The sequence below is a fragment of the Siminovitchia sp. FSL W7-1587 genome (genome assembly GCF_037963795.1).
Lineage (GTDB): Bacteria > Bacillota > Bacilli > Bacillales > Bacillaceae_C > Siminovitchia > Siminovitchia thermophila.
On sequence record NZ_CP150169.1, the window covers coordinates 735,198 to 747,375 of the forward strand.

10 protein-coding genes are annotated in these 12,178 nt (G+C 40.3%); all 10 read right to left on the reverse strand.

The genetic code is table 11. From position 1 onward, the window contains the following. Positions 1 to 50 precede the first annotated feature (50 nt). Positions 51 to 530: a DsrE/DsrF/DrsH-like family protein gene (locus NST31_RS03535; RefSeq protein WP_077112152.1), complete on the reverse strand. Its 480-nt coding sequence runs from the start codon at positions 528 to 530 to the stop codon at positions 51 to 53. A 114-nt stretch (positions 531 to 644) separates the two neighbouring features. Next, positions 645 to 908, reverse strand: a complete 264-nt coding sequence (locus NST31_RS03540) for a metal-sensitive transcriptional regulator (protein ID WP_077112406.1) — start codon at positions 906 to 908, stop codon at positions 645 to 647. A 744-nt stretch (positions 909 to 1,652) separates the two neighbouring features. Then, positions 1,653 to 2,696, reverse strand: a complete 1,044-nt coding sequence (locus NST31_RS03545) for a response regulator (RefSeq protein ID WP_339163901.1) — start codon at positions 2,694 to 2,696, stop codon at positions 1,653 to 1,655. Positions 2,697 to 3,485: 789 nt separating this feature from the next. Continuing rightward, positions 3,486 to 4,166, reverse strand: coding sequence for a class C sortase (locus NST31_RS03550; protein WP_077112148.1), 681 nt, complete (start codon positions 4,164 to 4,166; stop codon positions 3,486 to 3,488). Further along, on the reverse strand, positions 4,156 to 4,983 hold the full coding sequence (locus tag NST31_RS03555) for a class C sortase (RefSeq protein ID WP_077112146.1): 828 nt from the start codon (positions 4,981 to 4,983) through the stop codon (positions 4,156 to 4,158). Before NST31_RS03555 ends, NST31_RS03550 begins: the two co-directional genes overlap by 11 nt. An 89-nt stretch (positions 4,984 to 5,072) precedes the next feature. Then, positions 5,073 to 6,650 (reverse strand): SpaH/EbpB family LPXTG-anchored major pilin, encoded by a 1,578-nt coding sequence (locus NST31_RS03560; protein WP_339163905.1) that lies wholly within the window; start codon positions 6,648 to 6,650, stop codon positions 5,073 to 5,075. 11 nt (positions 6,651 to 6,661) lie between these two features. Then, the gene (locus tag NST31_RS03565) at positions 6,662 to 9,451 is read right to left on the reverse strand and encodes a MucBP domain-containing protein (protein ID WP_339163908.1); all 2,790 of its coding nucleotides are present in this window, start codon (positions 9,449 to 9,451) and stop codon (positions 6,662 to 6,664) included. 634 nt (positions 9,452 to 10,085) lie between these two features. Continuing rightward, positions 10,086 to 10,352, reverse strand: a complete 267-nt coding sequence (locus tag NST31_RS03570) for a hypothetical protein (RefSeq protein WP_339163910.1) — start codon at positions 10,350 to 10,352, stop codon at positions 10,086 to 10,088. Between the two features lie 57 nt (positions 10,353 to 10,409). Continuing rightward, a complete protein-coding gene (locus tag NST31_RS03575) occupies positions 10,410 to 10,679 on the reverse strand; it encodes a YesK family protein (protein WP_339163912.1) in 270 nt (89 codons plus the stop codon). Positions 10,680 to 11,581: 902 nt separating this feature from the next. Beyond that, entirely contained in the window at positions 11,582 to 11,932 is a 351-nt protein-coding gene (locus NST31_RS03580; protein WP_077112134.1) for a DUF2200 domain-containing protein, read from the reverse strand. Positions 11,933 to 12,178: the final 246 nt, after the last annotated feature.

Below are 12,178 nucleotides of genomic sequence, written 5' to 3' on the forward strand. Positions count from 1 at the left end.
TAGCCGCCAAATCGTTGAAAAAGATACTAACGAGAATATGGTTTATAGCATTAAATAAACAGATTGACATGGCCGATTTCGGCATCCGCAAGATAGGCGGCAACACCTGCGTATTCAATTCCATCCAAGAGTTCCTCTTGCTGCAAGCCAAGTAAATCCATCGTCATCGTACACGCAACTAACTTAATGTCCTGCTCTTTAGCCATTTCAATTAATTGCGGAAGCGGAACGGCATTATGCTTTTTCATAATATTTTTGATCATTTTGGGACCAACCCCGGCAAAGTTCATTTTGGAAAGCCCCATCTGGTCGGCACCTCTTGGCATCATCTTTCCAAACATTTTTTCCATAAACCCTTTCTTCACTGGAATGCTTTCTTCTTTTCTCAATGCATTCAACCCCCAAAAGGTATGAAAAATAGTTACCTCATGATCATACGCCGCCGCACCGTTGGCAATGATATAAGCTGCCATTGCTTTATCGTAATCGCCACTAAACAAAACGATCGTTGTTTTCTTCTTCTCCGTCATTGTTCACCCTCCAAACTATATACCCCAAAGGGTATTAATAGTCACAAAAAAATATTTACCTTTACCCCTATGGGTATTATAATCACAAATAAAAATGATGTCAACCGTCTTTTTTTAACGGCTGCGCACCAACAAGTCGACTGCTTCTTTGACCAATGCTTCCGTATCCGCATCACCACTTGCCTTTGCCAATTGAACACATTCAACCAAATTGGAACTGACGATGAGGCCGATGCTCCGGTCAATCGCAGATCTGGCTGCAGATAATTGGGTGATGACATCTTTGCAGTCTTTGTTTTCTTCCATCATCTTTAAAATCCCTCTTAACTGCCCTTCGATTCGCTTTACCCTGTTTTTTATCTGCGCATCATATTTCAACATACTCCCTCCTTCCAAAAATCATTTTTTATTGAACTTAATATTGATTATATACCTGCACGGGTATATTGTCAAACAGCCATGTTTTATAACGGATACGTTTCGCGCTTTGGATTAACATTAAGGATAATAATCTCTGCGACAACAGCCTTGATAAGCTTTATCTCCACCTTCTATATATTCTTTCTTCAAACATTTTTCTCCAACGTACTAATACAGCTCCCTTTAGATTCCGAAATCGGATGATTTAGTTGAAACAAAAAAACTTTACTCGTTTTTGCAAGAGGAGTTACCATTGCATTATTTGCATGCTCGGCTCATCTTCCCTACGAGAAAAAATTACTTCCGTTCTCCTTTGTTTAAAAAATGGTATTCACAGCTTAAAACGTTAATCTTTTGAAGCTTTCGAGAATATTAACTTCAATTATTCCATTGCTCGTAGCAATCTCCCCTTCAAACAATGGAAGAAAAGCAATGACGATTACTTAGCTTCTACAACCAGTCCAATCATCATTGCTCCTCACTTCATGCTCGCTATCCGATCAATCCGGCGTCTAAGATCACTTTATCGCTCTTGATTGTCATTGCGTATAAATCGGCCCTTATCTTCATCGAAATAGCCGTGGCCCGGCCTTTACCCGACTTTATAAATCAAGAAATGTATTGAGTGAACGACGTTCGCTTTTCCCAGTTTTCGTACCATCTTTGTATATCTTCCCTGGGAAGAGTTCCATATTCCTCTTGCTACATTTTCTTTAAGTGCGTATATTCTTTTTTCACCGAATCGCGTTTCTTTAATGCATCATACAACTGCATCAGCATGAAATAACTATCTTCTTCAAGTGGCTGAATCTTTTGCACACGCAAATAAAGCAAGATGGCTTCAGTATAATCTTCATTAAAGATAAAATAATCCGCCAACCGTTTGATATGGCTTAACCAAATCACTCTTAACCGCTTTCGTTCATTATCAGCCCATAAATAATCATCTTTGTCAAAGTAATCGCCTTTATACAAATCAAGTGTTTTTATGTACTCTGGAAGCGTTTCTCTTGTCAAAAACGATAACCTTTTCATTCCGTTTTCCCACTCTTCAACATCTACACGCACATCATTCAGTTCCAGCTTATAGCTATTTTCGGAACTAATAATTTTAATCGGGAAGTCAATGGATTTCAAAGTCTTCCGAATTTGATAGACAGTAGAATAAAGTTGGGTGAATCCATCTTTCCAACCGGCATTCGGCCAAAAGTATTCCAGCAGTACATCCTTGCGTACAAATTGCTCGCGATGATGTATCAAATAAGCAAACAATTCCCGAGCTTTCGTTGTTCTCCAATAAACATCTATCATTTCGGGTTTTTTTCCGTCCATTTTAAAATGAAGTTTATTAAAACAACAAACCATCGGTGAAGCAGCTGTTTTTTTCCCAGTCAATTCCAACAGTTGATCAATCGTTTTAAGCAATCGTTTCTGCCGAATCGGTTTTACGATATAATCCGCAGCATTGATTTCAAATGCATCTACTGCATATTCATTATGTGCTGTTACGAAAACAATCTTGACACTTGGCATCAACCTTTGAATTTTCTTCGCTAAATCCATCCCGCTTATTTCAGGCATTTCGATATCGAGAAAAACAGCATCAGGGTGGTTTTTTGTTATTTCTTCCAACCCTTTATAGGCATCATTGTATTTCCCGATAATTTCAATTCCGCCGATTTCATCCAACTTTTTCTCCAAGAACTCTAGAGCCAATGATTCGTCATCAATAAGTATTACTCTCAAGCAAAATGTACCCCCTCTAATTATATAGTACTTTTTTACCATATCAATATACCCATTTTTATCCAAAATGAAACTTTAGACCTACTTTTGTGAGTCTGAGATTGGGTGACATATCATGAATCACTAGCAATACACTAGTTATTTTTGAACTTCCGTATAAGTTCTTTTGAAAAAGTGTCAAACAGATAAAATCCCTATTGCGCATCACATTTTCTATTTGCGTTAAACATGTACGGGTAGACTAAGGAACGACGATAGTAAAAAAGTTGGGTGGTTGGATGACCTAAGTAACTTGTGGAGATCAAACATTGTGATAGTATAAACGAAACGGTTAACAAAGTTGAATGTATTTGGATCAACTTACATGATTTGTCCGGTTGAACAGACAACAAGAAAACGCAGCTTCGGCTCACCCGTTAGCAAACGAATTGGAAGCCTGCATATTGTAAGAGTTCGACACTTTTCCGGGAAAAAAAGTTGCCGCTGATCAATTGTGCCCAAGTTTTTTAAAGAGCTTCTCATCATTGATTAGATGCAGGAGCTTCAACTCTTAGAACTGGGCATTTTTGTTATAAGGAGGGTTGTGTCCACAAAACCCTTTAACTATGAAAAAAGTAGTGAATACACATCATTGCGAACTGTCTACCACCTCCATTGTAAAGTATTTTTTTTTGTTATACTAGTAAAATATTGAATATTTTTATTATTGCGAATTGATATTATTGCTTTGGAACAAGCCAAAATCAACCATTTCTCCTGGGTTTAATGATGTTCTCGGGCGGTAGCATCTTACTGATCCCGCTCACCTTGGATCAACAATCGCTGATAATCATAGCGATAGGGATGACACGTTAATAACGTCGCCAAATCCCTATTTTCTTCCACTTCCAAAGAGTCCGTTTCGTGGGGCTCAATCACCTCTTGATTAAATACACGGTAGGTTAATGTTTCGTTCATCGTATGAATGTAAAATACATCGCCGTCATGCAGTTCATCTATATTTCGAAACATCGCTTTTGTTCCCATTCCACGATGGCCGGCCAATACGGTATGTGTATTTTCCCCGCCAAGCGGCAATGAAGAACCTTCCACTTGGCCAATTCCTTTGCTTAACACTTCCTCTGATGAACCTAAATAGATCGGTATCACTAATTTGAGCTTCGGTATTTCAATGGCTCCAAAAATATCATCATTGCCAAAACCGAGGCATTCATTGAATGCTGTCAACTTTTCTTGATTGTCCCCCCACGGATCACGAAAGCCATCCAAATCATAATAGATTTCTTTATTACACTTTTGAGCCCGTGCCATCAATTCATTGATCTCGTCATCCGATAAATGGTCCAATCCGCTTTGAAAGTTCTCCACCTGACTCTTTTGCAGATAGCCATTGACGAGTTGCGCGATATGCGGGTAACCCAAAATAAGGAGGCCAATAAGAAATAAGAACATAATACCTTTATGTTTCATCGGTCGCCTCCTTCTTCTTTTTCCTTCGGTAAATAAAGTAAATAAGGGAAAGAAGAACGAGAGCTGCCAGCACATACACATATACAGGTACCCCGTCGTTTTCACTTGCTTGTTTTTCCTCTGGAGAATAAGGTACACGTTTCCCCTTCACCAACAACCGGTGTGTATTGACCATATATGGTTCACACGTCAGCAAGGTGACGATATCTTCATCCTGCTTCATTTGCAGCCAGTCTGTTTCATGCGGCAGCACGATGTCAACATCAAACACTTCATAGGCCATTTTTTCATCAAGCACTTGGATAAAAAATTTGTCGCCAAACGCTAAAGAATCCAAATTTCGAAACAGCTTTGAAGTAGGCAGCCCCCGGTGGGCCGTTAAAACGCTATGTGTCCCCGCTTTCCCTGTAGGTAAGGAAGAGTTTTCCAAATGGCCTACCCCTTTCGATAAAACCTCTTCGCTTGTGCCATGGTATATGGGAAGCTGGATATTGATTTTAGGAATGTCTATGCTGCCGATGGCGGGCCCAACATTCAAGGCATCATAATAACTGTTATTCCCGCGTCTTTCATCCGATTTGGCATCTTCCGAAAAAGGGTCCACAAAATCCAATTGTGAATCGGCTAATTCTTCGTTATGTTGATCGGCTTTCTTCTTTTCCGCCTCTATTTGTTCCTTATCCATCTTTTTTACTTTATCGCTATAGCCATGGACAACGGATTGGTGCACTTGTGTAGATAAAATATTACTTATCATAGGATAGGAAAAAATGCCTAATCCAATAAAAAATATGGCTATGACGATTGCTTTTTTCATCGCTTTCCCGTCCTATCGTAAATAAATTTTATTTTGGCATTAACAAATAAATGGGAGAGAAATCATTCCCTCTCCCACTTATTACGCTTTTAACCTACTTCAGCACCCGATTTTCTACGACGTACATAAAGAACGAATGCCGTAACCATCAATGCCAATCCGATAAGCGTAAACAGAGTTGTACCGATACCGCCTGTTGTTGGCAGCTCCCAATCTGTTTTGGAGTTATCGACCGTGATCGTTTGCTCATGGTTGCTTTTATCAACTGTAACGTCAATCGGCTTTGTTAATTTACGGTAACCTTCCGGCGCTTTTGTTTCTACTAGTTGATATTTCCCGTAGTCAAGCTCCTTGAAAGAAAGCTCCCCATTATCATTCGTTACACCGCTTTTGATCACATTACCTTCTAAATCGCGAAGTTCAAATTCCGCACCCGCCAGTCTTTTTTGAGAAGACTTATCTTGCTTAATGACTGTCAAATAACCCGCTGTCGGATTAACAGGTGTTTCATCCGTTTCTTTATGCCCGTCATTTCCATGCTGATTTTCAAAGTCGATGATCGCTTTGTTATTAATCACTTCATTAGGCGGCGCATCTTCTGCGATTTTTGCCTTGAAAGAAATTTTCATTTCTTTCACGCCTTCAAGTGCGGCGAAATTGTTCACTGTCCATTTCAATGTTTGGCCGCTTTGCTCAAATGTCAGGGCGGATGGATCAACACCTTCAACCGTCCAGCTTCCATCGACGTAAGATAATCTGTCATCCAACACGTCCGTAATTACAAATTGTTTGTATTTGTGAATATCGCCAGGGAGTGTGTTTGTAATCGTATAAGTGACTTCTTCTCCACGGTTCATATCACTTTCATCGACTTCTTTTTTCGGTTCGGGAGATTTATAGTTATCAATATTGACCTCTACAATTTCCCCTGTTGTTGTTCCATCTTCTTCAAATTTCCCGCTGTTTTGAATAGAGAACGGCACATTTTGGCTGCCTAATACATAGCCGTCTTTTGTCGCGACTTCTTTAAAGAAATAGTCGCCATAGGCAAGACCGTCAATGCGAATTTTTCCATCTGCGTCTGTTGTGAAAGTACCTTCCACTTGTGTGCCGTCTTTGTGATAAAGTTCAAATACCACGCCATCTAATGCTTTATTCGTGTCACCATCCACTTTCGTCAGCTCAACAGCTCCGCGGATTGTTTCGTTTTTCGGATAAATGTGAACATCATAGTTTAACGTGGATCCGTCTTTACTTGTCATCGGAATATCGACATAAAACGTATCCGGATTTAAATTGACATGATCTGGACCACCCGTTTCAACAACTGAATAGCGGCCCAAAGGCAATTTTTGTGTTACCTCGCCATTTGCATTTGTCGTTAACGTATATTCCGCCCCATCGCTTACTTCCGTCCAATTTTCTCCATCATAAGAATGTGTTTGTTTTACTTTGTATACAACTCCTGGCAACGGCTTTCCTTTAGGATTTTGGCCAGAAGAGCCATCTGGTTCGCCCTGTTCAGTGCCAGGCTCCTGCTCATACTTATGAATCGTTAATGTCCCCGACGTCCGGTCTTCTGCACTGGCAAATCCTGTCGGCAGAAGTAAGCCAAAGATAAGTAATGCGGTTAATATTCTATAAAACCCCGATACTGTTTTTCTCATGTTATTTCCCCCTATAATTTGTCTTTCGTCCTACGCCTTGCATTTTTAAAGAACAACCAAAAGCATGCGCCTGCCATCAGCAGGATGCCAAGTCCATAAAATCCAAGGGCACCGATGCCCCCCGTGTCCGGAAGTGTCCAATCGACTTGCGTATTTTCCACTGTTTTTTCAACATGCAAATGCTCTTTCGTAATGTCCACCTTGATCGGATCTGTTAATTTTCGATAGCCTTCTGGCGCTTTCGTTTCAACAAGTGTGTACTCGCCCCAGTCCAGATGATCAAATAGGATGATTCCGTCTTCTCCTGTCGTTTTCGTGGCGATCAAAGTGTTGTTTGCGTCGTACAATTCAAATGTCGCGCCTGCAAGAGCTTTGTCATGATCATTTTTGTCTACTTTCTTAATTGAAAGCGAACCCAGTTTTTTCTTATACACATAGATGACGGTTTGCTCTTCTTTTGTAAAAGTACCCTCTGCCGGTGCGCTATCTTGGTGCATCTCTTTAAACTCATAACCGGGAATCTTTTTCTGCTCCGTGGTGTAAGTTTCACCGATTTTTCCTGAAAGAATCTCTTCTTTGGCGATTGGATTTCCGTCTTCATCGACGTACTTTACTGTAATATCACCAGCTTGCAATTCCTCGGTTTTTACATATCCAAACCAAACCGTTTGTTTTGGATTTGCTGCGGTCAAACGGACATTCGTCGGATTTTCCCCCACATGAAGCGTATAACCGGGAACATGATTAGCCGGCACCGAGTATGTTTCATTAAACTTTAACTCTTTGCTTCGATTTTCTTCATGGAAGACATCATAAAACTGCTCTGCTTCTGCCGGGCTTGCAACCACATTGCCATTGCGGTCAATCGGTTGGCCATCAACATTTACACGGTAGCCCTTTTTAACAATTAACCCTTTATCGATCCCGGCTTCCGGGATTGGAAAAGGTTTTGTTGACGGCTTTCCGCTTGGATCCGTGTAATTCAAAGGCGTATCGCCATTCGTAGGATATAGAACGTTTCCTTGCGGATTTTTATCCCAGTCGATCGTGATTTTGTATTTCAGTCTGTATACCTCATCCTCTTTGATGTCTCCCACATTCCACGTGAATGTTTCTGTTGCATCATCCCATTTGACGGTTCCATGTGAGGCTGTAAAATTCTCACCGTTATAGCTGCCGTCTTTAACAAGATTAAACATCTCGCCCATTGGATCGGTAACAATAGCATTTGTTGCCGCATAATGGATTTTAGCCGCGATATCTTCAAAGATTTCGCTTAAATCATCTTGGCCGCCGAGGTAATAGCCTTTATTCTGACTATTTTCAAGCACGTACGTTGCATTCCTGTTGCGGCCAACTTCGAGGCCGACTGAGTAAATGCCGACTCCGGCGTTCATAATATGCTTTGCTTCAGATATTGTAGCGATTCCGTTTGTTTCGACGGTATGACCATTGACACGGTAGCTGTACCACCCTAGATTGTAGCCCCCCCCTGAACCGATGATCGTATTGTAATCAAAATTGGACAGGATAAAGCGATATTTATTCTCAGGCCATGAATAGGCTGATGCATTACTGGCTTGAAAGCTGTACGTCGGTTCACCATCACTTAATACGACGATAATCTTTTGATCTGCACTGCTTCTTGCAAGCATCGTTTGTGCTTGGTGAAGCCCGGCTTGAATATTCGTGCCGCCTGATGGCCAAACACCATTAATCGCGTTTTTTAATTGTCTTTTATTGGAATATCCGGAAAAATCCTGATTTATGGTGGCTTGATGATTAAATGAAACCAATGCGATTCTTGTCGAAGAACCTTCCAATAATAGATTGTCAACAAATTCATTAGCCGCTTGTTTGGCTTTTGACAATCTCCTTCCTAGCCCCATACTGTTTGATTTGTCCAGTACGAGCACTATATCAGAACTCGTTTTTACATTTTTCCCTTCAATCGCTAACTCAACTTCCCATTCGGCATATGTACCGGTTGGAGTAGCGTCTTTCATTAACTTGAGAGAGCCTGGAGCAGGCCATTCACTTCCACTTTGCATTCCTGCTAAAGCACTTGGCCTTGCCGTTGATAAAAATGGAGGATGGGGTTTCCCTTCTATCTGCTTTACATCCTTTTCTTCTGGACCCGAGTTTTCTATTTTGGGCTTTTCTTCTGGAGGCGAATTCTCTACTTTTGGCTTTTCATGTTCAGTTTCTTTACCGGCTTCATTACTTTCTTTCTTTTGATCTGAAGAGTCTTGATCTGGCGTTGTTGGTTTTTCCTGATTCTGATTTGCAGGTTTTTCCTCTTCAGCCACTTGCCCATCATCGTTGATTACTGAACCTTCGGAACTTTCTTTCGGCAACGTTGTTTGATCAGACGCTTCGAATTGGCCATCTGGAAAAGTCGCAAGCGCTTGAACTTCATAGATTGTTTGTTTTGAATCTTTGATGTTAGTTACCAGTTCCAACTCAAATGCTTCACTTCCAGCCGGTGTTTTGATGTCGTAACCATCAGCTGTTTTTTTGATTTCAACATTCTGTATTTCCGTTATAGAACCATGAGTTAAACCTGGACTAAAGCTTATCTTTGCGCCGATTCCGTTATTTTCTTGGCCAGAAGCATTCATCACAACGTGCCATTTGATCGCTTCCTTGCTTTGATCGACTTTTTTGACTTCGATTCTCCCGTTACTTTCCCCATGTCCTGCGCCTAAAGCTGGATTCGCAAAGGTTGTTGGAATTGGGACAAGTAATTGCAAAATCAATAACATACTAAAGAGAATCGAAAATCCCCTTAATTTTGTCAAGCAGTTTCCCCCTTTCCCATATGATTGGGTCCTTTATGGAGCTTATTGAAAACAAATAACCCAATGGAAATAAATCAGATGCACATATTCAATAACCGGTATATTTCTGGTCAATTCATATACAGCTGATAGCGTTTCCAATTAGGAAAAAGGTCACAAATAAAGCAGGAAAAAGAAAAATCTGGCTGTTTTGTCATTACAACGCCAAAGCAAAATGTCCCATATCTGATCAATTTCTGTACATTTCATGTACAAATCGGTATAAATAGAGGCTGAAAATAAAGCAGAGAAAGAGCAATGTGGTTTTTTACTTGTTGTTACGGTACAAAAAGCGAATACAACCCTTATATGAATTTTTTCTAGGCTAAAGCAAGCTTGGCTGATTCGAAAAAAGCATTTATGGTGGAAAAACCCGCTGGAGGAGCACCATAGAATCATGAAGAAAGAATGGCAGTAACATCTGAGAAGCGGAGGAAACAAATGGAACGTCAAGGTGGTTTCCAAATCCGTAGGGAAAGTTATTGAAAAACGCAAATTGATCGCGCGTCCTAACAAATCGCCCCTTTTTCAACCACTAAAAAAACCATCTTCACTTAGATGGCTTTTTTAATTAGTTATGATTGATTTTCATTTGTCATGCAGCATTAACGATTGCTTGTCTTTTTAACATTGTCAAATACAAAAATGGCAGAAGTTTGCCTATAAAAGAACCTGTATCGTCCGCAAATGCGTACAAAAACACCCCCATCATGAACCAACCATCCGGGATGAATAGGTATGAGTAGATAATAAATAAAACCGATCCCACCGTAGGAACGATCGCCGGCAATAAATAATATATTTTTTGCGGGAATTTTTTAATGAAGTAATACGAAGGTATGTAGAATATCATAATCGCCATTAAACCAGCTAAAACTTTATCTTCCCTAAAAAACCGACTCGAAGCAAAAGGCAATCATCAATAGCCTTTTTTCTTTTTAAAGGCCTCATAAAACGTTAAAACAATTAACGAAATGAAAGCCCCCATAAATAACGCTAAACTGAAAACACCGAGCCCCATTCCTTCCCAACTTCCAATTGAAAAACTAATAATCAATAAAATGATACTCAACGCTAGTACGATATATGGTAATATAAGGCTTTTTCTTTTGAATACAACAAGGGAAACAATAGTGGTCAAAAAAGCGATCATCATTGTCATTGTCATAAAGCTGGGAATGCCGTTCATGGTCAATTCTCCTCTCAAATTTAAAAGGGCCTTGCTCCCGCCGATTTTACTCCGATAACAGAGCCTCAGAGAAAGTTCAAAGATGGAAAAAGAATACGATTTTGTATGATATAAGGCATTTTACGAAAAAAGATTTCCATATGGGCCCTTTCATGAAGACAGCTCCCTCAAAGGTTATCATTCTTAAAAACTTCCAATATCTTTGCCCATGCTATCACACTGTTGGGGGCCCTTGACACTCTTCAAGATCCCATTTCAATTCAGTCCATAAAACCGTAAACTTTTATGCAGAAAATAAGCTGTCAATTCCGTCCAATAAGGTGCTTATTTTTATACAGGCTTTCATCACCCATTTACGTAGTTCAACAAACAAGAAGCATAATCACCGTTAACTGTATAAAACGTAATTTTCCTATTGAGATTCTACAAGTTCTATATGAAGTACATCACTTCTTGTGCTGAAAGGGTACAGTAATGAGCAACCGCGACTGAATCGTATGCTCCCGCAAGTATGCTGCTCGGCGCCGTCCATCAGCTTTTTCATCAGAAAAACCGTTCCACATGCCTTCGATATCCTTTCGGCAGCTAACAAGCGATGCTACTGCGAAGTCAAATTGGAGATTCGCACAACTGCCGCCTTCCTTCGTTCGCCTGGATAAAACGTCATCTCTCCGGACGACGCGTAACCGCCGTTCACTCCCGGCACAGCATGAACAAAGTCAGCCGTTACAGCTTGGACATGATTAGGATCATCGAAAAATAGTGGAGAAAAAAATAATTACTTATAATCGCCTCATAGCCATAAATCCGATAACAAAACTCATTTGGCTGAAGTTTCAACAACAAAAACACCGATTCTTTTTAGCTTCAAATGGGGAATCAGTGTTTCTTATGTTTCATTATTATTTTCGCAAAATCTTCTCCATCGCTTTTCCCTTTGCTAACTCATCGATTAGCTTATCCAAATAGCGAATTTCCCGCATCGTTGGTTCTTCGATTTCTTCCACTCGGACGCCGCAGACAACCCCTTTGATCAAAGCACGTGAAGGATTTAATTGGGGAGCTTCCGCAAAGAAGGTCTCAAAATCTGCATGTTTTTCCAGTTGTGCTTCTAACCCTTCCTGGCTATACCCTGTCAACCAGCAGATGATTTCATCGACTTCTGATTTTGTACGCCCTTTTTTCTCTGCTTTCGTAATATAATGAGGATAGACACTTGCCACACTCATTGTATAAATCCGATGTTTGGTCATATTACATCCTCCCTTACATGGTTTTTTTACTATAGCAAGAAAATTAGTCATGTTCAAACGAAGCAGCCGTCAATTATTTATTCAAATCCTGCATTGATTTCCAGCGAAATACCCGATGATTTTTAAACAAATTGCTCTCCAAAGCGCCGAGCATCATTGATCATTCTTTGACACTGATGTTATTGGCCGCCCGATATGAGCCAATTGGACTAAAGCGGGCAGGGTGTAATCGTTGCTTTTGGAAAA